24 protein-coding genes, 1 pseudogene and 1 riboswitch are annotated in these 26,755 nt (G+C 50.5%); of the genes and pseudogenes, 10 read left to right on the top strand and 15 right to left on the bottom strand.

Features of this window, described 5'->3' with window-relative positions:
* Positions 1–130 precede the first annotated feature (130 nt).
* Positions 131–1,481 (top strand): annotated as a pseudogene (gene brnQ, locus FD32_RS07795) (branched-chain amino acid transport system II carrier protein).
* Positions 1,482–1,501: 20 nt separating this feature from the next.
* On the top strand, positions 1,502–2,422 hold the full coding sequence (locus tag FD32_RS07790) for an ROK family protein (RefSeq protein WP_056962158.1): 921 nt from the start codon (positions 1,502–1,504) through the stop codon (positions 2,420–2,422).
* 178 nt (positions 2,423–2,600) lie between these two features.
* On the opposite strand, the gene FD32_RS07785 is transcribed toward FD32_RS07790, so the two are convergent.
* Entirely contained in the window at positions 2,601–4,544 is a 1,944-nt protein-coding gene (locus tag FD32_RS07785) for an elongation factor G (RefSeq protein WP_047768514.1), read from the bottom strand.
* Positions 4,537–4,998 carry a universal stress protein gene (locus FD32_RS07780; protein WP_047768513.1) on the bottom strand — a complete coding sequence of 154 codons (462 nt, stop codon included), beginning with the start codon at positions 4,996–4,998 and terminating at the stop codon, positions 4,537–4,539. The genes FD32_RS07785 and FD32_RS07780 overlap by 8 nt, the downstream gene beginning before the upstream one ends.
* Positions 4,999–5,187: 189 nt before the next feature.
* On the opposite strand from FD32_RS07780, the gene FD32_RS07775 reads away from it, so the two are divergent.
* From FD32_RS07775 to FD32_RS07765, 3 genes are all read left to right on the top strand, one after another.
* Complete coding sequence (locus FD32_RS07775; protein WP_047768511.1) at positions 5,188–6,201, top strand: lipoate--protein ligase; 1,014 nt, start codon at positions 5,188–5,190, stop codon at positions 6,199–6,201.
* 153 nt (positions 6,202–6,354) lie between these two features.
* On the top strand, positions 6,355–6,762 hold the full coding sequence (locus FD32_RS07770) for a hypothetical protein (protein ID WP_047768508.1): 408 nt from the start codon (positions 6,355–6,357) through the stop codon (positions 6,760–6,762).
* Positions 6,759–7,217: a hypothetical protein gene (locus FD32_RS07765; protein WP_047768506.1), complete on the top strand. Its 459-nt coding sequence runs from the start codon at positions 6,759–6,761 to the stop codon at positions 7,215–7,217. The genes FD32_RS07770 and FD32_RS07765 overlap by 4 nt, the downstream gene beginning before the upstream one ends.
* Before the next feature lie 455 nt (positions 7,218–7,672).
* Here the strand turns inward: FD32_RS07765 and FD32_RS07760 are convergent, their stop codons facing one another.
* The 3 genes from FD32_RS07760 to FD32_RS07750 form a co-directional block, all read right to left on the bottom strand.
* Positions 7,673–8,848 (bottom strand): MFS transporter, encoded by a 1,176-nt coding sequence (locus FD32_RS07760; protein ID WP_047768504.1) that lies wholly within the window; start codon positions 8,846–8,848, stop codon positions 7,673–7,675.
* 415 nt (positions 8,849–9,263) lie between these two features.
* Positions 9,264–10,121 carry a hypothetical protein gene (locus FD32_RS07755; RefSeq protein ID WP_047768502.1) on the bottom strand — a complete coding sequence of 286 codons (858 nt, stop codon included), beginning with the start codon at positions 10,119–10,121 and terminating at the stop codon, positions 9,264–9,266.
* 9 nt (positions 10,122–10,130) lie between these two features.
* Positions 10,131–10,544 carry a helix-turn-helix domain-containing protein gene (locus tag FD32_RS07750; RefSeq protein ID WP_047768500.1) on the bottom strand — a complete coding sequence of 138 codons (414 nt, stop codon included), beginning with the start codon at positions 10,542–10,544 and terminating at the stop codon, positions 10,131–10,133.
* Between the two features lie 102 nt (positions 10,545–10,646).
* Between FD32_RS07750 and FD32_RS07745 the strand changes: the two genes are divergently transcribed.
* The gene (locus FD32_RS07745; protein ID WP_047768498.1) at positions 10,647–11,627 is read left to right on the top strand and encodes an alpha/beta hydrolase; all 981 of its coding nucleotides are present in this window, start codon (positions 10,647–10,649) and stop codon (positions 11,625–11,627) included.
* Positions 11,628–11,637: 10 nt separating this feature from the next.
* Positions 11,638–11,991, top strand: a complete 354-nt coding sequence (locus FD32_RS07740) for a DUF1304 domain-containing protein (RefSeq protein WP_047768497.1) — start codon at positions 11,638–11,640, stop codon at positions 11,989–11,991.
* A gap of 55 nt (positions 11,992–12,046) precedes the next feature.
* On the opposite strand, the gene FD32_RS07735 is transcribed toward FD32_RS07740, so the two are convergent.
* Positions 12,047–13,288 carry an MFS transporter gene (locus FD32_RS07735; RefSeq protein WP_047768495.1) on the bottom strand — a complete coding sequence of 414 codons (1,242 nt, stop codon included), beginning with the start codon at positions 13,286–13,288 and terminating at the stop codon, positions 12,047–12,049.
* Between the two features lie 18 nt (positions 13,289–13,306).
* Complete coding sequence (locus tag FD32_RS07730) at positions 13,307–14,953, bottom strand: glycoside hydrolase family 43 protein (protein ID WP_047768493.1); 1,647 nt, start codon at positions 14,951–14,953, stop codon at positions 13,307–13,309.
* 173 nt (positions 14,954–15,126) lie between these two features.
* On the opposite strand from FD32_RS07730, the gene FD32_RS07725 reads away from it, so the two are divergent.
* Positions 15,127–15,954 carry an AraC family transcriptional regulator gene (locus FD32_RS07725; protein WP_047768491.1) on the top strand — a complete coding sequence of 276 codons (828 nt, stop codon included), beginning with the start codon at positions 15,127–15,129 and terminating at the stop codon, positions 15,952–15,954.
* A gap of 130 nt (positions 15,955–16,084) precedes the next feature.
* Positions 16,085–16,324, top strand: coding sequence for a cytochrome b5 domain-containing protein (locus tag FD32_RS07720; RefSeq protein ID WP_047768489.1), 240 nt, complete (start codon positions 16,085–16,087; stop codon positions 16,322–16,324).
* A 42-nt stretch (positions 16,325–16,366) separates the two neighbouring features.
* On the opposite strand, the gene FD32_RS07715 is transcribed toward FD32_RS07720, so the two are convergent.
* The 7 genes from FD32_RS07715 to FD32_RS07685 all read right to left on the bottom strand — a co-directional run bounded on the left by FD32_RS07715 (position 16,367) and on the right by FD32_RS07685 (position 24,300).
* Positions 16,367–17,638, bottom strand: a complete 1,272-nt coding sequence (locus tag FD32_RS07715; protein WP_047768485.1) for an MFS transporter — start codon at positions 17,636–17,638, stop codon at positions 16,367–16,369.
* Positions 17,639–17,644: 6 nt separating this feature from the next.
* Entirely contained in the window at positions 17,645–19,075 is a 1,431-nt protein-coding gene (locus FD32_RS07710; RefSeq protein ID WP_191980299.1) for a glycoside hydrolase family 32 protein, read from the bottom strand.
* A gap of 189 nt (positions 19,076–19,264) precedes the next feature.
* Positions 19,265–21,232, bottom strand: coding sequence for a cation:proton antiporter (locus FD32_RS07705; RefSeq protein ID WP_047768483.1), 1,968 nt, complete (start codon positions 21,230–21,232; stop codon positions 19,265–19,267).
* 79 nt (positions 21,233–21,311) lie between these two features.
* On the bottom strand, positions 21,312–21,656 hold the full coding sequence (locus tag FD32_RS07700) for a magnetosome magnetite crystal formation protein family (RefSeq protein WP_047768481.1): 345 nt from the start codon (positions 21,654–21,656) through the stop codon (positions 21,312–21,314).
* 39 nt (positions 21,657–21,695) lie between these two features.
* On the bottom strand, positions 21,696–22,349 hold the full coding sequence (locus FD32_RS07695) for an energy-coupling factor transporter transmembrane component T family protein (protein ID WP_047768478.1): 654 nt from the start codon (positions 22,347–22,349) through the stop codon (positions 21,696–21,698).
* Positions 22,339–23,736, bottom strand: coding sequence for an ATP-binding cassette domain-containing protein (locus tag FD32_RS07690; RefSeq protein WP_047768476.1), 1,398 nt, complete (start codon positions 23,734–23,736; stop codon positions 22,339–22,341). The genes FD32_RS07695 and FD32_RS07690 overlap by 11 nt, the downstream gene beginning before the upstream one ends.
* Positions 23,737–23,739: 3 nt before the next feature.
* Positions 23,740–24,300, bottom strand: coding sequence for an ECF transporter S component (locus tag FD32_RS07685; protein WP_047768473.1), 561 nt, complete (start codon positions 24,298–24,300; stop codon positions 23,740–23,742).
* 103 nt (positions 24,301–24,403) lie between these two features.
* Positions 24,404–24,493: riboswitch (TPP riboswitch) on the bottom strand.
* Between the two features lie 119 nt (positions 24,494–24,612).
* On the opposite strand from FD32_RS07685, the gene FD32_RS07680 reads away from it, so the two are divergent.
* Complete coding sequence (locus FD32_RS07680) at positions 24,613–25,398, top strand: sulfite exporter TauE/SafE family protein (RefSeq protein ID WP_047768471.1); 786 nt, start codon at positions 24,613–24,615, stop codon at positions 25,396–25,398.
* Here the strand turns inward: FD32_RS07680 and trpX are convergent, their stop codons facing one another.
* Positions 25,399–26,382, bottom strand: a complete 984-nt coding sequence (trpX, locus tag FD32_RS07675; RefSeq protein WP_047768468.1) for a tryptophan ABC transporter substrate-binding protein — start codon at positions 26,380–26,382, stop codon at positions 25,399–25,401.
* Positions 26,383–26,755 lie beyond the last annotated feature (373 nt).

Genomic DNA, 26,755 nt, shown 5'->3' with positions numbered 1-26,755 from the left:
GCCAACAATCGTCCTATACTAGCCATACGGAGCACTCTGAAGCTTTTTTCCCAGCTCCTTTTTGCTCTTTACCCGGCGAGTGACAGTCAGATATAATTAACTGGATTGAAATGAGAAGGAGAAGAAACTGATGGATAAAAAGCAAACGGGGCTGCAGACCTACCTGGTAATTGGGTCCCTCGTCTTTGGAATGATATTTGGCGCGGGGAACCTGGTCTTTCCTGTCCACCTGGGGCAGCTCGCTGGTAGTAACTGGGGGCCAGCCGCCCTGGGCTTCATCACTTCGGGAGTTTTACTCCCCTTGCTGGCCCTGTTGGCCCTGAGTGTAACCCATACCCGGGGACTATTCGAGCTCGCCCAGCCGGTGGGGGGCTGGTTCGCCCTGATCTTCTTGGTCTGCGTCCACGCCACGATTGGCCCCCTCTGTGCGACCCCCCGGACAGCGACGGTTCCCTACGCGATTGGGGTTGCTCCCTACTTGTCGAAGGGAATGCAACCAGTCGGCCTGGCCCTTTACACCGGGACGTTCTTTCTCTTGACCTACTTCTTTGCGACTAAGGAAGGGAAGGTGACGGCGGTGATTGGGAAGGTCCTCAACCTGGCCTTTTTGGTGATGCTGTTTGTGATTTTCCTTCTGGCCTTTATCCACCCGATGGGAAAACTATCCGCGCTATCACCAACCACTAACTACCTGCACCAGGCGTTTGCTAACGGGTTCCTGCAGGGGTACAACACGATGGATGCCCTGGCAATGCTGATCTTTGGGGTGACCATCATCGCTGCTGTTCAGCAGATGGGCTTTCGAAAAGAAAGGGTTGCCCTGGCGACGGCCAAGGGGGGGGCTGGTCGGAATCGCTGGTGTGGGGGTCCTGTACCTCGGCTTGATTTACCTCGGGACCACTAGCCGTAACCACTTTACGGTTGCGAGCAACGGGGGGACGACCCTCAACCAGGTGGCCCATTTTTACCTGGGCACCTTTGGCAACGTCCTCCTGTTGACCCTCGCCACGGTGACCTGCCTAACCACAGCGATGGGGCTGGTGATTGCCTTCTCCCAGGACTTTCATAGTCGCTTCCCCCAGGTGTCTTACAAAAACTTTTTACGGGCCAACTGCCTGCTTTCGTTTCTGATTGCCAACCTGGGTCTCGACCAAATTGTCACCTGGTCGACGCCCGTCCTGATGTTCCTGTATCCGCTGGCAATTGTGTTGATTCTGCTGGCTATCCTGTCACCCCTGTTTAAGAATAACCCGCTGGTCTACCGCTGGGCCCTGATTTTGACCGTTTTTCCGGCATTTTTTGACCTGGTCAACGCCCTACCGCCGGTTCTTCTGCAGATGGGCTTTAACCAGGCCTTGGTGAAGTGGGCGGGACATACCCTGCCGCTTTTTCAACAGGGCCTGGCCTGGCTGCCATTTTCTGTAGTTGGCTTTGCACTCGGCTTGGTTGCCTGGCGGTGGCGGCGTTATAATACTAACTAATTACGCAGGGGAGTGATCAGATGCAACGTCACTATTTAAGTATTGATATTGGGGGGACCGCCATCAAGAGTGCCCTAATCGATCATTCTGGAAATATTTTTAAAACGGCTAAAACTGCTACCCCGACCACTGCCAACGCCTTTTTAGCTATCCTTGGTCAGCTGGTACGTGACCACCCGGATGTCCGCGCGGTTTGCGTGAGTGTCCCGGGGATCGTTAACCACCACAGTGGCCAGGTTAAGTTTACGGGCGCCCTCGGCTTCATGGGGGAGTTCAACCTGGCCGACTACCTCAAAAAGATTGCCCAGCTCCCCGTCTACGTTGGCAATGATGCTAATTGTGCAACCCTTGCTGAGATGTGGCTGGGTAATTTACGAGGCCTGAATAGTGGGGCGGTAGTGACCCTTGGTACGTCGGTAGGGGGCGGATTGATGATCAATGGTCAGCTCTTTATGGGTCCCCACTTCCGGGCCGGTGAAATTAGCGCAATTGTTAACAACCACGACCATGCGGATATTCACGAGTCGACGGTGGGCGCTAGCACCTCGGCGGTTAAGATGATCAAGGCGGTCGCCACGGCGTGTGGCCTGCCGGATGTAAAGGATGGACGCCGGGCCTTTGTCGAGATCAACAACCATAACCCGCGGGCCTGGGACATCTTTGCGGCCTTTTGCCGGCGGGTAGCGGTCCTGTTGGTAAATGTCCAGGCTGTTATTGACCTCGAGCGGGTCCTCGCTGGGGGCGGAATCAGTGCCCAACCCGTGGTGGTGACCGAGATTCGCCACCAGTTTCAACTGCTCCAAGCGGGGGATCGCCGCCTGCACGACGATATCATCATGCCGGATATTCAAAAGGCTAAGTTTGGTAACGAAGCGAACCTACTAGGGGCGCTATATGGTTTACTATTGCAAGTAGATAAGGGAGGCTTTAATGAACAATAGGATGCCTATACACGCCTATTTACCCTGATCGTGGGACGATACCCGGCCTCCTTTGTAACCTGTTTAACGGTCCCCTGATTGGTCGGGCGGGCCAGCATGTTAATCTTCACAGGGTCCCAAAAGTAAAAATAGACCAGTGGACGGTCGTTTGGTAATCGTCTACTGGTCTTTTCTTGTTTTAAATCCGTTTGCAATAAGGGAAGTGCGCCATTTCCGGGACCTTATCCCAAGAGACTGGGTAACCTGCACCATGGGCACAAAATACTGAGTCAGGGGTGTTAGCGAGGTCCGCAGTGGGCACGTATTTTGCCTGGGTAATCACTTCATTAGCGTTATGGCACGGTTGGTAACCATTGACAACGCATTCGAGATGTCCCTGACCGTGGCTGTAATTACGGACGGCGGTTGCGTAATCGCGCATGGTAGCAACCGGTGCTTCCCCGGTCAAAAGGGATTGCGACTGGCCAGTATTCGGGGCTAACCTAAACGTTCCGTTCATCTTTTGAATATCGTTAATTGCCCGGCCGACCTCATCTTGGGGAACGGTCAGCCGGTAGCGGTAGTAGGGTTCCAGAAGGACGCAATGCTTTTGGGCTGCCAGTTCCATCAATCCCTGCCGGACTGCTCGCCAGGTTGCCTCGCGGAAGTCGCCACCAACCGAGTGGACGATGCTTCCCTTGCCGCCAATCAGGGTGATTTGCACGTCCGTCAGTGGTGCGCCGGTTAAGACACCTCGGTGTTCCTTAGCCGCTAAGCTGGTCATAATCTGCTGCTGCCAGTTATGGCTCAGCACGTCAACGCGGCAGTCAGCGGCGAAGTGTAGGCCAGAGCCAGGCTTCCCCGGTGCCAGGAGGAGGTGAACCTCGGCGTAGTGCCGGAGGGGCTCAAAGTGGCCAACCCCCTCAATGGACGCGTTAATTGTTTCTTGATAGAGAATTTGTCCCTGATTAAACTTGAGTTTGAGTTGGTACCGTTCTTCCAAAATCTGCTCCAGAATCTCCCGTTGCACTTCTCCCATTAGGTGCACGTGGATTTCTTGAAGGTGCTCTGACCAGGTTACCTTGAGCTGGGGGTCTTCGTCCGCCAGCTCCTGCAGGGCTTTCAAACAGGTCTGGAGATCGTTGTCACCAATCTTAACCGCGTACGATAACACCGGCCGCATTTGCGGACGTGGAGTATTAGCTTCCGTTCCAATGCCCTGCCCTGGAAAAGAAGAGGTCAGACCGGTGACGGCACAAACCTCCCCAGCGGGAACTACCTGGGCAATGGTAAACTTGTCGCCGTCGTAGATGCGGATTTGGTCCACCTTTTCATCAGGAAGGAGGATGCTCTTGGCCCGCAGGCTTCCCCCGGTGATGCGGAGCCAAGTCAGGCGGTTGCCGTTAGGGTCATGGGAAATCTTAAATACCCGGGCAGCAAATTCCTGCTTGGTGGGGCCCGCGACGGTCCACTTGGTAAGCCCGTCCAGGAGGTTAGTGACCCCGGTCATCTTTAAAGCAGAGCCGGTAAAGCAAGGGAACACCTTCCGCTCTTTGATCAGGGTCCGGACCGTATCTTCACTTAGCTTTTCCTGATCGAGGTAGCTAGCGAGGACGATGTCGTCTTGCATGGCAATCGCTTCGGCAGCGTCGCCGGTAGTTACCTGGCCGCTAGTGAAGTCGATACAACCGGCGGACAACTCATTTTGCAACTTGTTGAGGACCCGTGCGGAATCGGCTCCCATACTGTCGACCTTATTGATAAAGACAAATATGGGGATGTCATAGCGTTTGAGAAGGTCCCACAGCGTCCGGGTATAACCCTGGATGCCGTTGGTTACGGAGACCACCAGGATTGCGTAGTCCAGGACCTGAAGAACCTGCTCGGTTTGCCCGGCAAAGTCAATGTGGCCGGGGGTGTCGAGCATTGTGAGAGCGAGGTCATGGTAGGACAACCGGGCCTGGTGGGTGAAAATCGTGATTCCCCGCTGCTTTTCTAACTGGTTGGGATTAAGAAAAGCATTGCCGTTATCAACCCGGCCGAGCTTGCGCAGGTGGCCAGATTGGTAAAGCAATGCTTCAGAAAGGGTCGTTTTACCGGCGTCAACGTGGGCGACGAGGCCGGTGACAATCTGTTTAGTCATTTTCTGCAATCCGCACAACCATGACATCGCTAAGGGCGTTCCGGTTAACGTAGGAGGTAACGGACCCTACCATGAACCGTTCCATGCCAGAGATTCCCGTAGCCCCAATTACAATGAGGTCGTTATGGTGGTCCTTCGGGAATTCACGAGCGATTACCCGCTTCGGATTGCCGAAACGGATGTGGATGCTGACGTCAGTAACTCCTGCGCCTACTGCCTTTTGCTTTAAATCCTCCATCCGCTCCTGGGTACGGTGGACAGCGTCGTAGGTCTGCTCATCACTCAAAACGGCATTACTGTAACCATCGGTCAGCTGGTCAACTTGGGTGATGGTTAGGATGTCGAGGTGGGCGTGATTACGTATAGCAATGTCGATTCCTGCTTCAAGAACCTTGCTGGTCGCTTTGGAACCGTCGCTTGCAACGAGGATGTTTTTGTATTGTGAATCTGCCATTGTAAAAAACTCCTTTGTCGATAGTATTGTTTACTTCTATTATACTTTTTTTACTAATGTTTTTAATATAAAAACAAAATGATTGAAAACGTTTGCAGATAAGTCTAAACTACTCTTAGAGGCTTAAAAGACAAATAGTTTAGTTTAGTCTAATAATTGTGACACATTTCACAAGCAAGGAGTAATATAATGCGTTATGTTTCAATGACTTCCCACAATATTGGGATGAACTTAGCAACTGAACAGTACTTGATGAATGATAAGGACTTTGGGAACGAGCCACTGGTCCTTTTCTACTATGAAGAACCATGCATTATTGTTGGCCGGAACCAGAACACGGCCGAAGAGATCAACCAGGACTACGTAAAGAAACACAACATCCGGGTTACCCGGCGCCTTTCTGGTGGTGGCGCGGTCTACCAAGACCTGGGGAACCTCTGCTTCAGCTTTGTTGTTCCAAGCGACAGTGAGGAATTTGGTGACTTCAAGTCATTCACCAAGCCAATTGTCGACGTTCTTCATAAAATGGGGGCTATGACCGCGGAAGTCAGTGGTCGAAACGATATCTTAGTTGACGGGAAGAAGTTCTCTGGTAACGCAATGTACTCCAAGAACGGCAAGACCTTCTCTCACGGAACCTTGATGTTAAACGTGGACCTGAGTGTAGTTGCGGACGCCCTCCACGTTGCCAAGGATAAGATCGCTTCTAAGGGAATTAAGTCCGTTCGCTCCCGGGTTACTAACCTGCGGCCATACCTGGCTAAGGAATACCAAAACATCGATGTCCCAACCTTCAGGGACGACCTGATCAAGGGGCTCTTCAACGTTGACAGCCTCGACGAGATTAAGGACAAGCAGTACGTTGTTACCCCAGAAGACCAGAAGAAAATTGATAAGATCTACGAACAGTACTACAACAACTGGGACTGGGTTTATGGTAAGAACCCTGAGTTCACGTTGAAGCGGCGGAAGCACTTTGATATGGGAACGATTGATGCCCGGCTGGACGTTAAGGATGGTGTGATCAAGAATATCAAATTCTTTGGTGACTTCTTTGGCCCTCAGGACGTTACGAAGTTAGCTGACCAACTGAAGGGCATTAAGTATGACCACGATGAGATTGAAAAGACTCTTGAAAAGGCGGGCACTCAGCAATACATTACGGGAATCCCAACCACCCAGATTGCGGATTTACTTGCCTAATTGAGCTTTGCCCGGTTATCTAGTAGAATGGGAGTGAAATACAAGGGTTAAGCCTTGTACTCACCCCCGGGTAATCGTGAAAATAATTGACGGGGAGACAGGCATTGACCTGGCACCCCGTTTTATTTTAACTTTAGGAAAGTTGGTAATGAGATGAGAAACTCTGATAAGGTAATTATGGTGACGTCCGTTGCGGCGGTCTTGGCAATGGTCTTGGACGCCATCATGTCTATCCAGCATGGCCTACTGCTGACTAGTGTATCCGTGTGGGGCCGCTTGCTGGTATTTATTATTTTAGCGGCAGTCGTTAACGGCCTGGCACTCGTAAAAATGCGGTTTTGCGGGTACGCCACGATCTTTGTGAACCTGTACTTTGCGATTGCCTGCTTGGCCGCTTTGCAGACTGTCAACCAGCGGACGAGCTTTCTCGGAATCATCGTTGAGGTATTAAGTGTTGTCGGTATTCTGGTTGGCTGTGCAGGAATCTATTATGGTATCCGGCAACGGGCAGAATATACCCGTGACCGAATCAAGAAGTTAGAGGAGCGAGCTAAAAAATGAAGATGACAGTAGCAGACTACTTAGCCCAGGTAACTGGTGACCATGTAACCACGGAAACGGTCGAAAAGACGGCTGCTCAGGCACAACAGAAGACGACCCTCAAAAGGGGAATTCAGTTTATGTTGGACCAGTTTGCGCAAGGGACGCTTGGGCAGTATGTAATTAATGTAAAGATGAAAAAGGGTGCCCCCCTGAGTCTCCGCCTAGAGATGAACCTCATCAACATCCCAATGGGCGAAGCAGAGCGCCTGGATCCAAAGCTCTTGGACCAGGAACCTGCCTACCCGGTGAACCTCTACATGGTATTGGAAGGGGATGACGTCAACAAGTCGGGCCTGCGAATCGATGAGTTGGCTAATGATACTGATCAGGCCGGTAGTGTCACTAACCTGGTTCAGCGTGCCCAGGAATGGGTTGCCGAACACGTAGCGGCAACGGTTGAAAATCGGGCATGATTCTTGCCTTTTCAATAATTTTTGGTAGAATGAATAGTGCGATGAGTCGAGAGGTCTGGTAGCAACCCTAATTGCTGCCATTAGACATTTCGAATGTGGGGCACGTTAACTCACCGGATTGTGAGGTGCCCGGTTAAAGGGCGAAGTGGACATCGCCTTTTAACCTGAGATGATATCAATACACAGCAAGCGGTTAGTAGATGCTAACCGCTTTTTTTGTGCTCACCCTTGAATTATAAAAAAAGTGCATTTTTTCACGTAAGGGCTTACAATGAAGGTGGAAGCGAGGGGGAGCATTATGGCAGAAGTATATTATGGTGTTTCAGTTGTTGCGTTAATTGTAATCGTATTTTGGCTTTGCTTATAATTAGATAATATTGAAAAATAGAATAAAAAATAGCGACGGGGAGAAATAATTTTCTTCCGGTCGCTTCGTTTTTTTGTCCACAAATCAGTTATCTAACTGGGTAACGCATCCCCGTGTAACGGTGGCTGAGGATAATCACTAAGACGGTGGCGAGCAGGGCGTATACCGAGCCGACGTAACCGAGGTGGTTCATAGTGGTAAAGTGCATGGTCTGTGATGCGGTGAGTGACCCTAGCGAGATGCCGATGTTAGCAAAGATCGAGTTTAACGAGGATGCCAGGTCTAGTGACTGCGGGTATTCCTTTTCTGCAATGTCTAAGAACATCAGCTGGGTCGATGAACCGTAGCAAGAGAAGGCGATGCACAGAAGGCCAACTACGAGGATGGCCAACCACTTAAAGGAAAGGAGGGGGCCAAAGGCGAGGTAGAGGACGGTCATGATGAGGTAGATGACTGGTAGCCGGTGGACGCCGCCCCGGTCAGCCAGGACCCCACCGAACTTGTTACCGAAGATAAAGAAGACCCCCGTCGCAAACAGTAGCCAGTTCAACCAGGTGTTGTTGAAGCCCATTTCGTTAGTAATCAGGGGTCGGATGTAGGTGAAGATCGTGTAGTCCGCCGCACAGATTGAAACGACGAAGATAACCCCAAGGATTACCCGGGAGTCCTTAAAGAGCACGAACTGTTTGCCTAAGCTGCTCTTTACCTGGAGAGTGTCCTTAGGAACCAGCCAGAAAAGGAAGGCAAAGGCCAGGACCGTAATGACAGTGACCATCCAGAAACTGTCGTGCCAGGAGAAGGTGGTACTAATAATGGTCCCGATGGGAATCCCGACAACGGAGGCAATGCTGAAGCCAGCGAAGACCCAGGATACCAGGCTCGCCCGCTTTTCCCGTGGGGCAACAAAACTTGCCATTATGAGGACAAGTGAAATAATGGCCCCTGCGACGGTCGCGGTCAAAATTCGAGACAAAAGGAGGGATATAAAGTTAGTTGCCAAAGCGGACCAGGTATTACCAACCAGGAAAATGACCATCAACCATAATAGGACGTGGTGCCGTCGCCAACGGTTAGCTAGCGAGGTGATAATGGGGGTAAAGACGGCGTAGATCAGGGCAAAGACGGTGACGAGCAGCCCCAGCCGTGACAGTGAGTCGTGGTATTCATGAGCAATATCCGGCAGGACACCGACAATCATGTATTCGTTGCAGCCGAGCATAAAGGCGATGAACACGAATAAAATTGCTTGGAGACGGTACTTCATTATTAGTTTTCCTCCTTAATTTCAGATTTTTTGCAACCAGAATATTGTACGGGAAATGGGCCACTTTTGCTAGGGAAAACTAACGGAAATTTAAAAAACCAGGAAAAATTTTTGGAGCGTCCCTGCGTCAGCTACAAGGGCCGTTGTTAATTTTTTTAAAAGGACAAGGAAACATATCCCTATGTGCGTTACCTGATGAATAAGCAGGGAATTACCGATCCCAGTAATGCAAAAAGGGAGCGTGACAGAAGTCATTTATGACTTCGTTTTCACGCCCCCGCGAGCGCAAATAGGGCTCCAGAGTTCGGTTATACCGGACACTGGAGCCCATTTGCGTACCGCGCTGTTCGTATTTGAACTTGGTAAAAGTACTTATGTCACAGCCCCTTTTTTATGTATTATGTTCCCTATGTAATTATTTCACGAGGTAAATTTGTTCGTCAATCAGGTCAAAGGAGTGGAGCTGCTGGTTGACCTTTTTTAACTCTTCATCCTGGCTCAGCTCGGCTTCTTGCCAGAACCTTTTGGAGTCGGTCGCCCCGTCCTTTTCGCCGATTACCAGGAAGTGAACATCAGGGTAGTCTTCGCGAATAAGCTGGAGAACCTCCCAGTCCGTTTCCTGTTTATCTGGCGCCCAGGACATGATAATAAACTGAACGTCGTTACCGTACTTCTTGACCGCGTCAATGGCGTCCAAGCGCTCAATCTTGGTTACCGGGTGCTTGCCCGTTTCGTTTTCCTTAACCCAGGCCTGACTATCCGTGGTGTAGATTCGCTGGGTAGGGTTATTGTTCCGTAGCCCCTTGGAGATATATCCATTGCCGGCCATCAATTCCAGGACCGGTGCGCCATTGATGTAGTTTGATAGTGCTTTAGCAAAGGGAGCGTTAACGTATGACCACATCCCGTACGTGTCCTCAAGGTAGTCACGGAAGTTCCGCAGGTCCTTATCGAGCTTGGGCAAAGTGACACTATACTTGTCCCATAGGGCATCGCCTTGCGGGTCACCCTGGGGGTATTGGGCATTAATTTTTTTAAAGATCGTATCTTGAATATCATCAGGGAGGAGTAACCGCGGTAATGGCTGTGGCAGTAACCCATTTTTCAAGAGGCGGTCACTTTCGAGGGCGTTGTTAATCAGGTACTTGATGGCGGGAAAGTCGTTGAACAGGTCTCGGTAATTCATCAACCGCTTGATATACGGGTCCTGGTGCACAACCTTCTGGGCTTTTTTAACCCGCTTTTTTAACTTTTTAAGTTTCTTTGGATTCATTAGTGGTCCTTACTTTAACTTCAAATTCAGCTGTTCCTGCTTACCATAGAACTTATCGGTATCCCGGCGGTTATTCTTTCCCTTCAGGTAGCCGTCAATCAGTTGAAAAATTTCATAACGGTCCTCACTGGTGAGGACCGTCTGGTTGAACGATAGGTTCTTCCCGGAGAAGAATAATTTACCGAGGTCGAAGTCATCCCGGTCGGTTTTACCGGTCAGGTAGTCCAGACTGACATCAAAAAATTCGGCCAGTTTACGTGCCTCGACGTATGATGGGGTCCGAATTCCCCGTTCCCAGTTACCAATCTGGGAAGCGGTATTGGGCTTTTCGTTGGGCCCAAGATTTTCGTTCAGGTGCTTGGCCAGTTCTTTTAGGGTGATTTTTTGTCCCTTCCGCAGTGCACGGAGCCTTTCTGGAAACATTCTCTCACACTCCCTTTAGTGTCTCACATTCTATTTTAACAAAAGAAGATTACAAAGTAACGGAAAGTGTGCTAAAATACTCGCATTGATTAAAAATACGACATGGGGTTAATCATTTTGAAAAAGCAAGCAAATAAACGCCGCCATCGTCTCTGGCGGTGGCTAGTCGGAATCGTTGTCGTAATTGCCGTAGCCCCTTTTGCGGCGGGAAGTTATTTCTTTAACGTGGCAATGGTTCCTAGTCATAAGTCATTTGTAAACAACTCGAACCGGATTAGCAAAAGCGACCCACTGTACAAGCAGAAAATGTGGTTCAAGCGGGCCCATAAGGAAAAGTGGACTATGGAGTCGGCCAGTGGGCACTACCGCCTAGTTGCCGACTATCTTCCGGCTACCCAGAAGACGACCAAAAACGTCATTATCCTTCACGGTTTCATGGGTAAAAAGGAACGGATGGGGGAATATGGGACCATGTTCCACCAGATGGGGTACAATGTATTGATGCCGGACGCCCGTGCCCATGGTCAGAGCCAGGGGAAATACATTGGTTACGGTTGGCCCGAACGTTACGACGTCCGCAAGTGGGCCAATAAACTGATTGCCAAGAACGGCGCAAACAGCCAGATTGTGATCTTCGGGGTCAGCATGGGTGGGGCCACTGCGATGATGACTAGTGGAATCACCCTACCGCATCAGGTTAAGGCCTTTGTGGAGGACTGTGGCTATGACAGCCTTGAAGGGGAGCTTAACTACGAAGCGGGAAACCTGTATAATATTCCTCGAGTAATTCGTGCACCGTTAATTGGTAGCCTGAGCCTGATTAACCGGGTAAGAAACGGCTTCTACGTACATAGTGCTAGTGCAACGGCCATGCTTCACAGGAATCACCGGCCAATGCTCTTTATCCACGGTAGTGATGACCACTTTGTTCCTACCCGGATGGTTTACCAGAACTATTCTGCCAGCCGGGGGCCTAAGAAACTATGGGTCGTAAAGGGTGCCAAGCATGCGGCATCGTATGCCAAGGATCCGCACCAGTATCCGCGACGGATTGCCCACTTCTTAAACCAGTACGTTAAGTGAGGCGGAAAAAATGTTATTGATCTTTTTAGTGATGCTCGTGGCGATTGAGCATATTGGCATCATGCTGATGGAACTGTTTGCTACCCCGGCCCAACAGGCAGAAGCGTTTGACCTGCCGGAAGAATATACCCGTCAGCACGCTGCCCGGGTGGCCTTTGCAAACCAAGGAATTTACAATGGTGCCCTGGGTGTAATGATGATTCTCAGCTACTGGCTGCTAAAGGGACCAAACCTAATCATTGCCTGGCAGATGATGTTGATTTTTGTCATGGTTGTGGCCGTTTTCGGTGGCTTTACCGCCACCAAAAAGATCTGGCTTTTCCAGTTGCTGCCGGCATTAGTAGCATTTTTGGTAACACTGTGATAGTAAAAAAGTTCTTTCTTAGTCGTTGTGACCAGGAAAGAACTTTTTTATTTGCTTATTTTTTAACGCTCCTGATTGATAGCATGCAGATTCCACCGATAAGGGAGAAGAAGAACGCGACCCCGAAGACGGCGGAGTAACCCCACAAAGAAATTACCGTTCCGGCGATTACTGGTGCGATTGCTTGACTAATTGTGTTACCAAGGTTGTAGACTCCCAGGAAGAATGCGACCCGGTTTTGGTCCGGGATAACTTCCAGATTCAAGAGGTTATCAAGGGCGTTCCATAGTCCCATTCCCAAGCCGGCAAAGAGGGCGTAGATAATAATTCCGGTAGTATTCCTGAAGAGGAAAAGGACCAATGCCGCGATTGCCAGGAAAATCGTTGAGAAGCCAACAGGAAACTTTAAGACCTTTAACTTATCGGCGACCGGGCCGGCAAAGAAGCCCATCAAGATACCGAGAACCAGCATGATTCCGTTGATTAACTGGATCGATGACTGGGTCTGACTTCCTCGGTGCAAGAAATCGGTCATGATGTAGAGAATGTAACCGGTGATGGCAAAGTTACCAACCCCCTGGAAAAGCTTCCCAATTAGGGCCAGGTAGTAGTCCCGGCCAATTGACCAGCGGGGAAAGACTGTTGAAATGGTGTGCCAGCTAAAATGATGCTTCTTCTTGGGGGCCTTTTCCAAGTGTTCCTCGTCAAGATTAGCGGGTTCGTGAACGATAAGGACGGCAATCAGGGTTCCTATGAAGGCAAAGATGCCGAAGACAACGAAGCCGAGGCGGAACTGACTTAAGAGCAGGGCCCCAACGACGTTAAAACCATTGTTCCCCAGAGCCATTCCTAATCCACCGTAAGCGGACGAGGCGGTTGCCCGGTAGTCCTCTGGTGCAAAGTCAATCCAGGCGACCATTGGAGCAACCATGAAGTTTAAAGCCACTTGCCCAACCATCCAGGCAATCAGTAGTGCGGGGATGTTGTAACAAAGTGAAGCCCCAATCATGGCGAGCATGAAGCAGAAGCCCCCGCCGACAATCCAGGGAGCCCGTTTCCCGAATCGTGACCAGGTCCGGTCAGAAAGGGCACCGGCAACCATATTGGAGATTGCCGCAAAAATCATTCCCATCGTTGAAAAGAGGGCGACCAGTTGAACCTTGTTTGGCGCATCGATTTTCTGAATCAGAGCCGGGAGGAAGAGACTGTTCATGACAACGTATGGTCCCAACCAACTTGCGGGGCCGATTACCAGCGCGGGTAGTAATCGTTTCAGACTAATTGTTACTTTATTCATGTTTAAACCTGCTTTCCTTTAGAAGTTATTTTTGACACTGTAGTATGCGAAATCACCGTGGGACCGGTGCTCAAAGGCGTCCACTGCCCCTATGAAGTTGAAAAGACCTGTGAAGCCACCAATCTCACCCGGTTCACCGTTGACCCCTTCATCGGATAGGTAGGCGAGATCGAATTCTTTGCCTAGTGGTTGCCAGACACCGTCAGTGAAACGGTACTCGACGGTTACCTTGCCTTGCCGGTAGTTGATTCGGATTTCGGCAACGTGGTTAGGAACGGGGACCTCGTCAAAGATATAGTCAATCCGTTCACCCAGCTTAGCCTGAAGGATACGGAGGACGAGTTCTTGCTCGTCATCTGACAGGCACAGGCGGACGTAGAACCAGTTATTGGAATCGTAATAGAGGCCCAGGCCAGCTGTTTCAGAGTAATGGGTGGGATGGAACTCAAGCTTGGTTTGGAGCTGGTAGTCCATTGATGTTGCCCGGGTCCCCATGATTGATGGGCTAACCTGGGAGAAGAAGGAGTTGCGTCCACTGATCTGTAGATTGCCATCCACAACTTTGACCCAGCTGGCGCCCTGCTTGTGGTAGGGCGTCATAAACCGTTGATCGTAGTGGCCGTTCGTAAAGTGGTCGTCGATGTCAAAGGCATGAAGGTCTTGCTTGCTACTTGCACTGTCAACGGCTACCGCTTGCTTGGCGAGGTTACTACCGTCAGCCATTTCTAGCCACCCGTCCTTAGTCCAGTGCATCTTTTGAAGACCAGTTTCACGACCCAGTGGGTTGAGCTTGGTTCCGGCAAGGGGACGGGACATCAGGTGGGCGATGTACCACTCACCAGTAGGTGTTTTTACCAGCGAACCGTGCCCGGCTTTTTGGATCGGTGAGTGCGGGTTGTACATTTCGAAGTGGCCCGCATCCGGGTCGCCGAGGGAGAAGAGGTGGTGGGGTGAAGCGGTGAGAATTGGTTCGTGGCTCGGGTTGGGTTCATAGGGGCCAAATATGTTTTTGGCCCGGCCCATTTCGACGCCATGAGCATAGCCGGTACCCCCAGAGGCCAGCATCAGGTAGTAGTAGTCACTGTGTTTGTAGATCTGGGGCGCCTCAACACAACCCCGGGTGGTAAAACCGGTGGTAATCCGATGCCATTCCCCAACTTCGCCAGTTGCTAAGTTGACTTCAGCAATGACAATGTGTCCAGGTGCCTGGTAGCCTTCCCGGGTCTCCCATTCCAGGACGGCAATATAGTGCTTGCCGTTTTCGTGGAATAGGGAGGGGTCAAAGCCAATAGAAGTTAGGTACAGGGGCTTTGACCAAGGACCCATGATGGAATCAGCGCAAATCGCGTATGATTCTGCATTGAATTCCCGCCCGGCCATGTTCTGAATGTGACAGTAAGCGATCCAGTACTTCTTGGTTTGGGGATCATAGGAGAGGTGTGGGGCCCAAATTCCGGCTGGAGTATTTGTTCCCTGGAGGTTTAGTTCCTCATCCTTGAGGGCGTAAGTGGTTAGCTGCCAGTTAGCCAGGTCCTTTGAGTGAAAAATCTGGATTGCCGGTTGCCAGTGAAAGGTAGAGGTTGCAATGTAATAATCTTCACCTACACGAAGAATTGAAGGGTCCGGAGCCATTCCGGGAATAATTGGATTATTGATAGTTGTCATATTATGTTCTCCTTCCTAAGACTGCTAGTTAACGCTTTTACGAGTTAGTTGTTTTATTAAATTAATTCAAGTAGAATAATATACTGAAAGCAAATTCAAGGCAATGGAATTTAGCGCTTCTGTATAGAATTAAATGCTGATGGGTAAGAAATGTAATATTAGGAGGAGAGAATATGCCTGAAACTCACCACGAAAATATTGTCGTCAACACGGCATCGGGGATTCGGTTTGTCCGGTCGAAGGTGACAACTAGTGGTTATGTGCCCTTTCACTGGCATAGCAGTATTGAAATTGTTTGTGTCTTGCATGGCCAATTAAGGTTCAACATTAGTGGTCACAGCTATGCCGTGGGGGCCAACCAATTTATTATCGTACCCTCCGGGGTTGTTCATGATGTTGCCAACACCCCTAATAAGGCGGTGGTCATGCAGATTCCTTTGCCAGCGCTCGAACGTTACGTTGACCATCCCGAGCGGGTGAATTTTAAAAACGGCTGCCATGACCTACCGGAATACCACCAGATCGTTGGATTAATTAGCCAATTTGATGTTGTCGAAGCCCATGAGACGACGGCCAGCCGCTTTGATAGCGAGATTATCCTATTGCAGATTCTTAAGCTCCTGTTTACAAAAATGGTCAGTCGAAAGCGTCTGCCAGCCGATAACAGTCGAATCAAGGAAGTGATTGTTTTTATTAATGGCCATTACAGGCAGAAACTGACGGATGCAATGCTGGCCAAGAAGTTTGGTTACAACCCGAGCTACCTTTCACGGATGTTCAAGGAACAGACGGAGATCTCGTTAATCAAGTATATTTATGAGGTTAAAATCAACCACTTCTACCAGGACATTATCAAGACCAACCGGCCAATCAGCGACCTGTTAAGAAAAAACGGCCTGACCAACCAGCGGACGGCCCGGGAGACCTTTAAAGAAATGTTTGGGATCTTACCGAATGACCTCCGTCGGCAATACACAAAAATGGGAGCAAGGCAGGACTAGTTGACTGGTCCTGCCTTGCTCCCTTGAGAAGGCAATTAATAATTTTTACTTAACTTCGAAGCGGCCCAATAGGCGGGGCCCTTGAGCCATGTTATAGTGAAAATAACAAAGATTAAAGGAGGTCAACACGATGGCTGAGAAAATATTTACGAAGAACGAATTGGCACAGTACAATGGCCAAAATGGTCAACCGGCTTACGTAGCCGTGCAAGGGGTTGTTTACGATGTCTCAGGGAAGGCCGCTTGGCAAGGTGGTAAGCACCATGGCAACGTTGCCGGGCAGGACTTGACCGCTGTCTTGTTAAACAAGTCGCCCCATGGTGACCGGGTCTTGAAGGGCCTACCAGTGGTTGGAAAACTGAGCGATTAATAAAAAAAGCAGCTACGCAAAACTTACGCAGCTGTTTTTTATTTAATCTTTGCTCAACGGCTGACCATTGACGTCAACATTATCCTTCTTCAGGATGAAGTTTGCGTAGATCCCGGCAATCAGCGTGATTCCAGAGATAACCAGGAAGGTGTGGCTGTAACCGATGTGGTCCCGCAGGTCACCGAGGGGTGTGGAGAAGATGATTTGGCCGACCTGAGCGGCAATCTGGTAACCAACCATGTAAAGGGTGGCAGAAACCTTAGTATCAAAGTGAAGCGTGAAGTAACGGAAGAGGCCGAGGGCGAAGCAGGCCGTTTCTGGGGCGTGGAGCAACTTGATGCAGGAGACGCCGAGTGGGTTAGTGACCAGGCCACAGCCCCCAATCCGAATAACCATGATGGTGATCCCGACCAGCAGGGTCTTGCGGACCCCAATCTTCTTCATCAGCCATGGAACACAGGCCATCATGATGGCTTCCAGGAAGACTTCCACGGAGTTCAAAACCCCGTACATTTGTTGGCCGAGGGCCTTGGTAGCGAAGAATTGGGTGAAGAATTGTGGGAACATCTGTTGGTCAAAGACGGTGTAGAACGTCCAGGAGAAGATGATGTAGATGATGATTTGCCAGAGGGCCTTCATCTTGAAGACACCGAAAATTTCCTTAAGAGAAGCAGTTGAACTTTCCTTGGCGTTTTCAACCTTGTTTTCGTAGAGGTCAATCATCTTTTGGTTCTTCTCGGGGTGAATAAATATCAAGAGTAAGAAGAGCAGCAAGGCAATGAACGATGAGAGCCAGAAGACCAGGTTAGGACTAATCGTGAAGAGAAAGCCGGCGAGCAGGGCAGAAACCGCGTACCCGAAGGAACCCCATGACCGGGCCTGACCGTATTCAAACCGGTAACGCCGGCTAATCCGTTCTGTGACCGCTTCAAAGGTTGGGGAAGCAGCCAGGAAGGCGAATGACAGGTAGAGGGAACCGAGGAAGGTCCCGAGGTAGAAACTACTGTGGAGCAGTGGAGCGTAGAGCCAGGTAAAGAATGGGCCAAGCAGCATTTCCATGACGGAACAGAAAATCAGCAGGTGCCGTTTCAAACCGAGGCGGTCCTGGATTGCCCCGTAGACGAACATCAGAATCAGGGTGATGGCGGAGTTAAATGAGTAAATGGTCCCCACCTGTTCACCGGAGAAGTGCAGGGTGTTGGTCAGCCAAATCTGGAAGAATGACCACCAGATTCCCCAGGCAGTGAAGAAGAGGAGGATGTTTAATGAATCAAACCGGTAGAAGGGGTTCTTGAATAAGCTTTTCTTTTTCATGGTGTTTTATTCTTTCATGTTAAGAGTGTAAGCTTTGATGGCGGTAGCGGTTGGCCGGCTAGCAGTAACCGTGGTCATGACCGGTTGCTGGTCGTTGTAGTAGCGTTCAGTGAAGGTCGCCACACCGTCGTTAAGAAAAATTTCAACCGAACTAGTGTCAACAAAGATTCGGGCCCGGAGCTGGTGAACGTGGCCAATCGTGGCGTAGCGGTCACTATCCTGGTTATGCTGGTGCACTGTTACCTCACCGGATGCTTGGTCGTAATGCAGGCTAACCAAAGTCTCGTCGCTGTTGGCAATCTGCCAACTGACCTGTCCATCGTTGCTAGTCAAATCAAAGGTCAGGTCCCACTCGGTGTGCTGGGGGTCAGTAACCGCAAGTTGGCGCGGTGAATGAATAATTGCTGAAGTATTAAGATCTTCCCCCGTGCGCAACCGGGTCGTCTCCTTTGCGGGAATGGCGCCCAGCCGGTTACCACGCATCACTAGTTCGCGCGGCAAGGTCAGGGCCCCGGCCCAACCATCAGCCTGCTCAAGCATCGGTTTGTCAAAGGAACTGAACCAAGCAAGCTGGATTCGCCGGCCGTCCGGCGTTAGGAACGACTGGGGCGCGTAAAAGTTGTGTCCGTAATCCAACAGGTGGAGGTCGTAGTGTTCGAAGTGGGCCTGATCATAGTCCAGTTGGCCCACAAAGTATCCAGCCTGACTCAGGTTGAGGAACCGGTGCCGCTGGGGCTTGATTCCCATTGGTGAGCAGGCGATAATGTCCTGACCGTTAAGCCGGAAGAAGTCCGGGCACTCCCACATCGAACCCTCGAGCGCGATATCCTGCGACTCAGTGATGGGCCCGCGCGCCTGCCAATTCAGTAGGTCACTAGACTGGTAGAGGAGGATGCGGGCGCGGTTATTTGCCTGCTCCCGACTACCAAGAACCAGGTAGTACTGACCGTCGTGTTCCCAGATTTTAGGATCCCGGAAGTCCTGACTGTTGTCTGCTGGGGCCTTAATCACGGGGTTACCCGCGTACTTGGTAAAGTGGATGCCGTCGTCACTGTAGGCCACGTTTTGGTTTTCCCAGAAGTGGTCCTGATTGCCATCATCGTAGTAGTGATGACCCGTGTAAACCAGGTAGAGGCGGTCTCCTTTAACGATTGCTGACCCAGAAAAACAGCCTCCGGAGTCTTCGGGATCACCGGGAACCAAGGCAACCGGTAAATTTTCCCAGTGAACTAAGTCCTTACTCCGCACATGGCCCCAGTGCATTGGTCCCCACTCAGCAGAGTAGGGGTGGAACTGGTAGAAAACATGGTAATAGCCCTTGAAGAAACAAAGACCATTAGGATCGTTCAGCCAGCCGGCCGGTGTCTGGATATGGTAGTGTTCGCGATAGCGGGTGTTCGTAACCTTGGCCACCCGTGATTCATCAATTTGCCGCAATACAACCGACTCCCTTCGTTTCTTGTAACCGTTTACGATAATGATTGTAAGCGCCTTTGCTGAAATTGTCAATCGTTTATCAAAATAAATGTTAAACGATTATCAAAAAATGCTCTGCTCTGTTATGTACGGATAAAAAAACTCCCTGTTATCGTCAAGTTCATGACAATAACAGGGAGTTTTGTCTAACTAGTCCAAAGACTGGGCATAAACTAGTTCATCGGTTGAAATTTGCTCGTTTAAGGCGTTGGCCAGTTCTTGTGACAATTCGCCAGCGGCTAACTTCTGCTGGACATAACCGTGTTCGAGCTGGAAGGCCTCAATGAACAGGCTCGTTACGACATCATTGTCGACCGTCCGATCCCGGTTGAAGAACTCCTTGCGTTTGAGGTAGACTCGTTGGACCATCGCAATTTCATTTAAATTGTTCGGATTAGAGACCGAATGGAGGTAGCGTTCCACGTTGCGGTAGACAAGCAGTTGAATCTTATTAAAGGCGGCACGCTTAGAGTCAATAAGTTCTTTCTGCTTGGCGTCAAGCTTTTGACCATGTTTTCTTAAGTAGTGCCACCGGTTAAGCCGCCACTTAAGCCGGTGAATCATTACCTTACAAAATTCCAGCAGGCCGTGCTGACCACCACGGAGGACTGATCGGGTGACAAACCGGGAGTAGGCTTGGGCCTCCTGTTCGGTGATTTTGCCTTCATCCGTCAGGCGGTCAATGGTTGCTAATTCCACCTGGTGCGTCCGGTTCATCAGCTGCTTGAAAAGGTTGTTGTCAAAGTTGTGGAACTGGTGTGCCTGGGTGCTGAGCTGGTCCCTGACCATTGCCCGTTCGCGGGGATGGTTGTTATCCCCGTGGAGGTCATTGATTGCGTAGTGGACCGTGGCGGTCAGGTACCTTTGAAATTCCTCCTGGCTGTAATCGCGGGCCTTTGATGGGAGCATAATTGGGTAAACGATTGCCCCCACCAGGATACTGATTAGGATAACGAAAGCCGCAATCAGGATTATTGAATTACGGAAGGCAAATTCGTGGTGGTTAATGATTACCGGCAGGGAGAAGGCCAGAGACAGGGTGATGGTCCCGTGCATCCCTCCGATACTCATGAGGAGGCTATCGCGTTTGATATGGACCTTTTCAGAGTCAATATTGACCAGGCGGAGCCGGACCCAGAGGTAGCGCATGACCGTCATAATAAGGTAGAGGGCCAGACCAATCAGTGCAAGATTGAGGAGGTTCCGGGGTGCCGTTCGTTGGATAACCTGGGGTAGCATGACCCCAAGCAGGACGAAGACAATACCGTTGAGGGAGTCACTAACAATTGTCCAAATGGTGGTTGTTGCCATCTGGACCTTGGTGGAAGTCAGCTGGAGACGGTCGTAAAGAATACTGTGGACAATCCCGGCGGAAACCACAGCCAGGATACCGGAAAAGTGAATTTCCTCGGCAGACCAGTAGATGACAATCGGGGTCATGACGTTAATGGGGATAACGATTGAACCGATGTCGACGTGGCGCCGCATCAAGCGTTGTCGCAGGGTAATCAAGAGGTAACCGAAGATGGCCCCAAAGATGATCCCGCCGAAGAAGACGTAGATGAAGAACCACAAACCATAACCAATGGAGAATTCCCCAGACCGGTAGGCAGAGAGGGAAAGCTCCAGAAGGACAATTCCGGAAGCGTCATTGAAGAGGGACTCATATTCAAGGGCCCCGTTGACGTTTTCCGGGACGGTCATGTTTGAGGTGATTGACTTAACAGCAACCGCGTCGGTCGGGGTGATGATTGCGGCCAGGATGAAGGCGAGGGCAAACGGGAAGACCATTGGCATGGCCAGGTGCAAGATGCTCCCCGCCACCAGAACCGTCACGAGGGCCAGCAGGACGGATATTGAGAAAATCGACTTGTAGTTCTTGCTTAAGTAACGAAAAGACTGATTTTGTCCATCATTGAACATTAAAGGAGCAATGACGACCATCATGAATAGTTCCGGGTGCATTGTGAAGTTAGTTGCCGCCGTGGGAAGGGACGCCAATAAAACTCCCGCCAGGATCTGGTAAATTGACAGGGGAATCCGGGGGAAAATCAGGTGAATGATATTAGCAACGACAACGGTTGCTAAGAGGAGGATGATTCCAAGTAGCAATTCCATAATTAAATACCACCTTGTACTAAAGTAAATAAAGAAGCTGGGGAAATGATATTTCCGCCAGCTACCACGAATAATTAGGTCATTCCCGCCCGAGAAGCATCTTCACCCCCATCGCGACATTGTAGATGAAGAGGAGGAGGGCAATCAGTAATGCGAAGGTTAACAGGATGCCGAACAGGGCACCACCATGGGCGGTGAAGTCCTGGAAGACACTCAAGCTAAGCACGAGGATGGCGAAGATTCCGTAGATGAGCGGGAAAATTTGGCTCCAAAAAGCCTTCCGTGCGTTGGCAGTAATGGACGGCTCCTCACTTGCCCGGGCAACAATCCACACGATTAGGGGGAAGATAACCGGCAAGAAGAAAATGCTGAAGTAAGAAAGCGCGTTAACAATTCGCGTTGTTAGACTAGTATTATTATCCATTTTTAGTCCCTTCTTTTTTCTTATATTATGCCTGATAAATTAGGGGAGCGCAATTAATACTAGTTGGATAAGAGCAAGACCAGCAATCAGAAGTAGCCAATCCCGCTTGGTAATATTAATTGGTTGGGCGACGGTCCGTGGCGCCCCCTCGACAAAACCATGCGTTTCCATTGCCTGGGCTAGTTGGTCTGACCACTGAATTGCGGAGAGAATGGCCTTGAAGTAGAGGGTGGGTGACCACCAGTGAAGGTTAACTCCCCGCATCTGGCCGGCGACCCGGATGGTGACGACCGCCTGCCTTATCCGGGGGACCAGGTTTAGTGCGGCCAGAAACCCGTAGGCAAACTTACTCGGGAGGTGACAATTCTGCTCGAGGGAACGAATCAGGGTCAGCTTATCAGTGGTGAGGGTCACTGCACCGCCGACGAGGACATAACAGTAAAGCCGGCTGACCAGGACCCAGGCAAAGAATACGTTGTGCCCGGGGGAGAAGAAGGCCATGGTAACGAACAGGGCTGCGGCCGGGATTAGGGTAATGAGGGCCAGCTTCGTGACCTTGTGCGGACTGACCCGGTGGTAAGCCAGGACCAGTAAGGCGCCGAAGATTATTAACAGGTTTCCCGTCAGGTGGGTGGTAAAGGTTATTTCCAGGGAAATAATCAGGGCAAAGATGAGTTTAAGACTAGGATTCATGGGTAAGAGCCCCCTGATAAGTTAGTCGGTGGTCATGGAGGATTAGGTGGAAATCTGCCAGCTGATCGATCTGGTCAAGCTGGTGACTGACGATGAGAATTGTCTGCGGCTTTGTTACCTGGGCGGTCCTGATAAGTTGATAGACCGCCTGGAGGGAAGCATGGTCCAAGCCGGCGAACGGTTCATCAAGGAGGAGGACTGCCTGCTCCATCATGAGCATTACCAGGAGCTGCAGCTTTTTCCGCTGTCCCCCACTCAGGGAGTAGACAACCCGGTCACCAAGATTATTTAAACCGAGGGCTTTGAGAGCATCCTGCAGGTGGGCCTTGAAGTAGGGGTGGTGACCATTTTTAGCGCTTAATTCTAGTTCCTCTTTGACCGTTACGTCGATAAATTGGTCATTGGCCCGCTGAAAGACGAGCCCGACCTCTTGCCGGTAGTGGCGGTCCTTGATTCGGTTAATTGTTTGACCCTGGTAAGTAATTTGTCCACGGAAGGGGATCAACTTAGTAAGGGCCTGGAAAAATGTTGATTTACCAGTGCCGTTGGGACCGGTGACCAGGGTAATTTTGTCCTTAATGATTGCTAACTGCTCGATATTTAATAACTGCTGATTGCCACGTGAAAGAATGACATTGTTGAGTTCGAAGACGTGCGGTGCAGCCGGTTGGGGGGCGGCAAAGACCAGCTGCCGGGTTGCAGCCTTATCAGCAGCCACCAGCCGTTGCCGACTAGCGGCGGGCGAAAGGCCCACGATATGGTGGTCAGTGAAGTCGTAGATTCGGGGTGCGAGGGCTTGATAGCCGTGGCAGTCGTGATCAGCGATAATCAGGGTAACACCGTGTCCGGTTACCAGTTTGCCGAGCTGCGCCATTAAAAAGTGTCGGTTTGCTTCGTCGATATTGGCAAAGGGCTCGTCAAGAAGGAGAATGTCCGCCTGCCGGGCGATGATGACCGCCAGGGCTACCCGTTGTTGCTGGCCACCAGATAACGAGGTGATCTTACGGTTTGCCAGGTCCGTAATCTGGCAGAAGTCGAGAGCTGCTTGAACCTGGTCGAAAATTTTGGCGTGCGGGACCCGCTGGTTTTCAAGGACGAATTCAAGCTCGTGGCGGGGGGTATCAAGGGCAAACTGGGTCAGGGGGTCCTGAAAGAGCATCCCAATCGTTGGTTGCCCACTGGGAAAGGTAATTTGGCCCCCGCTAACTTGCCCACCATACTTGGGCAAAAGGCCCGCTAAGAGACGGAGGAAGGTCGACTTCCCACAACCCGACGGTCCCGTTAACAGGGCGGTCTGCTGGGCAGGAAAGTTAACCGTGACCCGGTCAAGGACGGGGGACTGGTGGTTAAAGGCAAATGTTAAGTTGTGGACTTTAACAATGTTCATGTCTTACCCCTTGGTGACGTGTGCCCGAACCAGCATGTTGACAATCAGCTTGACCAGGATACCGGAGAAGACCAGCATGGAAACAAAACGGACGACCAGCATGATAACTAGCATGTGGGGGGCAAAGTGACTGTAACCGTTCCGGAACCAGTCCCAGCCAAAGGTAACCAGGGTAGCGAAGAGGCTGGTGAGGACAACGGTGAGCCAGTTGTAAAGCTTGTAGAAGGTAACGGTAAAACCTAATTCGGTAGCAATCCCCTGGACTGCTCCGGAGATTAAGTTGGCAGCGCCCCATTGGTCGCCGAGAAACATCTCCACGGCAGCACCGAGAAACTCACCTAAGAAGGCCGCTCCGGGGAGGCGCAATATGAAACCGGCGAGGGGGCCGGCCATGCACCAAATGCCCATCGTAATGTCATTGGCCATGGGACCATAGCCAACCGGCGTTAAAAGGACCGTTAAGCCGTTGTAAACGAAGGCCGCGGCGTAGTAAATGACGCCGAAAATAATTGCAATTAGGGCCAGTAGAATAATGTCTCGTAAATGAAAAGTTTTGTTACGCATAATAAGACTGCTCCTTGAAAGTATTAAGATTAAGGCGGTCTTAGGTAAAATAAAAGTCCCGCAATGCACAAAGCATCTGGGACGTCATTAAACGCATCGTTGATTTGATCTTACCGAATCTTCCTCCGCTGGTGTTATCCAGGTCAGGTTCAATGGGTATTATCTCAGCCAATTGGCACCCCAGACATCGTATTAATCTCACCAATGATTATAACTAAGAAAGAAAACAAATTCAAATGGGCAAAATTATTCAGATTATCGATGAAGGAGCGTACAATAAAAAATGTTTTGAAAAAAGAAGAGGAGGGAACTATGTCTGGAATCACCTTTTTTATTGTTATGGTTGTTATCGGAATCCTATCCGGGATTGTCAGTGCCGCGGCGGGGCTGGCGTCCTTGATCTCGTACCCATCGTTGCTGATGATGGGACTTCCGCCGGTAATCGCCAACGTAACCAGTGCCTGGTCAACAATCGGGAGCGCTTATAGCTCTATCGTGGCTTCGAGTAAGGAGTTGCAAAAAGACCGCAAGCAGATGTGGATGATTATTCCCCTGGTACTTGTGGGTGCCATCATTGGGGCCCTACTTTTGTTCGCATTACCCGGGAAATTATTTCAGGAGTTAGTTCCTTTCTGCATTGCTATTGCCGGAATTATCCTGCTTTTCCCTCACCGGGCGCGGCAAGCAACGGGCGAAATGGCCGCGGATAGTCGTTCTTTGAAGCGGTCCCGCCTATACACCGTCTTAACCGCCATTGGGGTCTTCATTGTCGGTGTCTACGCTGGCTACTTTAACGCCGGTGCGGGTGTCCTAATGCTGACCCTTTTGTCGGTGGTTAACCGGCAGAAGTCGTTTGCGGTCAATAACGCCCTCAAGAACGTGGCCATGACCGTCACAAACACCATTTCAGTTGCCATCTTTGCCTTTGAAACCACCATTGAATGGAGTTACATTATCCCCCTTTTCCTGGGAAATATTCTTGGTGGAGCCCTGGGGCCGGTGATTGTCCGCCACCTTCCCGGCCGCTTAATGCAAGTTATTGTTGGGCTAGGCTCCCTCGTTTTAGCAGTCTCTTTGCTGGCCCGGAATTTCCTCTAATTATTTGATAACTTGGCCGTGTTGTTGGGCATCCTTAGTAAAGCCGGCGGGCACCTTGAGGCCGAGTTTGTGGACCTGCTTCAGGTTAAGGACCGGTTTGCCGTGGTGGTAATCATCAACCGCCATGTCCCGGGGCCGCTTACCCTTAAGAATCTGCGCCGCCATTTTCCCGGTTGCCTTCCCCATACCGTACTGGTCAAGACTGATTGAGGCGACTCCGCCATCCTTTACCATGGTGTCTGCACCGGGGAAGACCGGCTTATTGACGGTATCAGCGTTTTTAACGAGAACCTTCATTGACCCGGCGATGGTGTTATCACATGGGACCATTACCCCGTCAACGTAGGTGAGCAGGCTTTGTGAAACCTGGTTGAGGTCGTTGGAGTTGGCAATTGTAGCCACTCTTAACTTGATGTTGAGCTGTTTAGCAGCGGCTTCCATTTGCTTAGCCTGGTGTTCTGCTGAGGGGTCACTTGAGGTGTAAATTAAGCCGAGCTGCTTAGCATGGGGAAGAAAGCGCTTGGCCAGGGTGAGTTGCTGGCGAACGGGGTTATCGGACTGGACCCCGGTGACGTTGCCTCCCGGGTGCTTCATGCTTTTAACGAGCCGTGAACCAACCGGGTCCCCGATGCCACCCATCAGGACCGGGGTACTCTTGGTAGCGTTAGCCAGTGATTGGGCGGCGGGGGTAGTAATTCCCATCACAACCTTGGCGTGGTCGTTGATCAATTTATTGGCCATTTGGTTGAGGTTTGACTGGTCGCCATTGGCATTTTGATATTCAATCTTAATATTTTTGCCGTTATGGTAGCCTTCCGCAGCTAGGCCGGCAACGAAACCCTTGTAGATTTGGTCAAGGGCCGGGTGGTGCATCATGGTCAGGACACCGACAACCGGGCGGCGGTTTTGCTGGCCCCTGGAAAAGCCAAGGTAGCCACCGAGGACAACAACTAAAGTAATGATGATTCCGATAATTCGTTTCATAATAAATCAACCTTCCTTGTAAAATTAAAAGGAGCTCCACGAAGGGGCCCTTTTTCTTTTACGCGAAAGGAAAAGCCCGTACGTGGGAAATCCGTACGGGCTTAATTGGTTCCTTAAAAAGCCGGTACAGATGCATTCTGTAAAACCCAGAACGCATCCGTAAAAACGGCCATTCTGAGTTACCGGCTTTGCCAATTATTCAATTGTGTGAAGTGGAAACTCATGAATACTTTCTCCTTTGATTTAACTTGTTTGTATCATAACAGGCAAATTATTAAATGGCAAGAAAAATATTAAAATAATTTAATGTAAAAAGCCGGGGTTGTGACAAAAAGCCTCTGAATCAGAAGCTCCATTCGGAATTTAACAAAAA

Source organism: Limosilactobacillus panis DSM 6035 (assembly GCF_001435935.1).
GTDB lineage: Bacteria > Bacillota > Bacilli > Lactobacillales > Lactobacillaceae > Limosilactobacillus > Limosilactobacillus panis.
The sequence above is the reverse complement of the archived record's forward strand: the minus strand, read 5'-3'. Positions and strand labels throughout refer to the sequence as shown.

What these genes read in the sequence shown, in the direction of transcription:
- FD32_RS07735 (WP_047768495.1), bottom strand. Translation starts at nt 13,288, where the DNA reads ATGAATAAAGTAACAATTAGTCTGAAACGATTACTACCCGCGCTGGTA.
- FD32_RS07750 (WP_047768500.1), bottom strand. Translation starts at nt 10,544, where the DNA reads ATGTTTCCAGAAAGGCTCCGTGCACTGCGGAAGGGACAAAAAATCACC.
- FD32_RS07685 (WP_047768473.1), bottom strand. Translation starts at nt 24,300, where the DNA reads ATGCGTAACAAAACTTTTCATTTACGAGACATTATTCTACTGGCCCTA.
- FD32_RS07760 (WP_047768504.1), bottom strand. Translation starts at nt 8,848, where the DNA reads ATGAAGTACCGTCTCCAAGCAATTTTATTCGTGTTCATCGCCTTTATG.
- FD32_RS07785 (WP_047768514.1), bottom strand. Translation starts at nt 4,544, where the DNA reads ATGACTAAACAGATTGTCACCGGCCTCGTCGCCCACGTTGACGCCGGT.
- FD32_RS07695 (WP_047768478.1), bottom strand. Translation starts at nt 22,349, where the DNA reads ATGAATCCTAGTCTTAAACTCATCTTTGCCCTGATTATTTCCCTGGAA.
- FD32_RS07755 (WP_047768502.1), bottom strand. Translation starts at nt 10,121, where the DNA reads ATGAATCCAAAGAAACTTAAAAAGTTAAAAAAGCGGGTTAAAAAAGCC.
- FD32_RS07770 (WP_047768508.1), top strand. Translation starts at nt 6,355, where the DNA reads ATGAGAAACTCTGATAAGGTAATTATGGTGACGTCCGTTGCGGCGGTC.
- FD32_RS07705 (WP_047768483.1), bottom strand. Translation starts at nt 21,232, where the DNA reads ATGGAATTGCTACTTGGAATCATCCTCCTCTTAGCAACCGTTGTCGTT.
- FD32_RS07720 (WP_047768489.1), top strand. Translation starts at nt 16,085, where the DNA reads ATGGCTGAGAAAATATTTACGAAGAACGAATTGGCACAGTACAATGGC.
- trpX (WP_047768468.1), bottom strand. Translation starts at nt 26,382, where the DNA reads ATGAAACGAATTATCGGAATCATCATTACTTTAGTTGTTGTCCTCGGT.
- FD32_RS07765 (WP_047768506.1), top strand. Translation starts at nt 6,759, where the DNA reads ATGAAGATGACAGTAGCAGACTACTTAGCCCAGGTAACTGGTGACCAT.
- FD32_RS07740 (WP_047768497.1), top strand. Translation starts at nt 11,638, where the DNA reads ATGTTATTGATCTTTTTAGTGATGCTCGTGGCGATTGAGCATATTGGC.
- FD32_RS07690 (WP_047768476.1), bottom strand. Translation starts at nt 23,736, where the DNA reads ATGAACATTGTTAAAGTCCACAACTTAACATTTGCCTTTAACCACCAG.
- FD32_RS07715 (WP_047768485.1), bottom strand. Translation starts at nt 17,638, where the DNA reads ATGAAAAAGAAAAGCTTATTCAAGAACCCCTTCTACCGGTTTGATTCA.
- FD32_RS07725 (WP_047768491.1), top strand. Translation starts at nt 15,127, where the DNA reads ATGCCTGAAACTCACCACGAAAATATTGTCGTCAACACGGCATCGGGG.
- FD32_RS07700 (WP_047768481.1), bottom strand. Translation starts at nt 21,656, where the DNA reads ATGGATAATAATACTAGTCTAACAACGCGAATTGTTAACGCGCTTTCT.
- FD32_RS07730 (WP_047768493.1), bottom strand. Translation starts at nt 14,953, where the DNA reads ATGACAACTATCAATAATCCAATTATTCCCGGAATGGCTCCGGACCCT.
- FD32_RS07790 (WP_056962158.1), top strand. Translation starts at nt 1,502, where the DNA reads ATGCAACGTCACTATTTAAGTATTGATATTGGGGGGACCGCCATCAAG.
- FD32_RS07780 (WP_047768513.1), bottom strand. Translation starts at nt 4,998, where the DNA reads ATGGCAGATTCACAATACAAAAACATCCTCGTTGCAAGCGACGGTTCC.
- FD32_RS07745 (WP_047768498.1), top strand. Translation starts at nt 10,647, where the DNA reads ATGGGGTTAATCATTTTGAAAAAGCAAGCAAATAAACGCCGCCATCGT.
- FD32_RS07680 (WP_047768471.1), top strand. Translation starts at nt 24,613, where the DNA reads ATGTCTGGAATCACCTTTTTTATTGTTATGGTTGTTATCGGAATCCTA.
- FD32_RS07775 (WP_047768511.1), top strand. Translation starts at nt 5,188, where the DNA reads ATGCGTTATGTTTCAATGACTTCCCACAATATTGGGATGAACTTAGCA.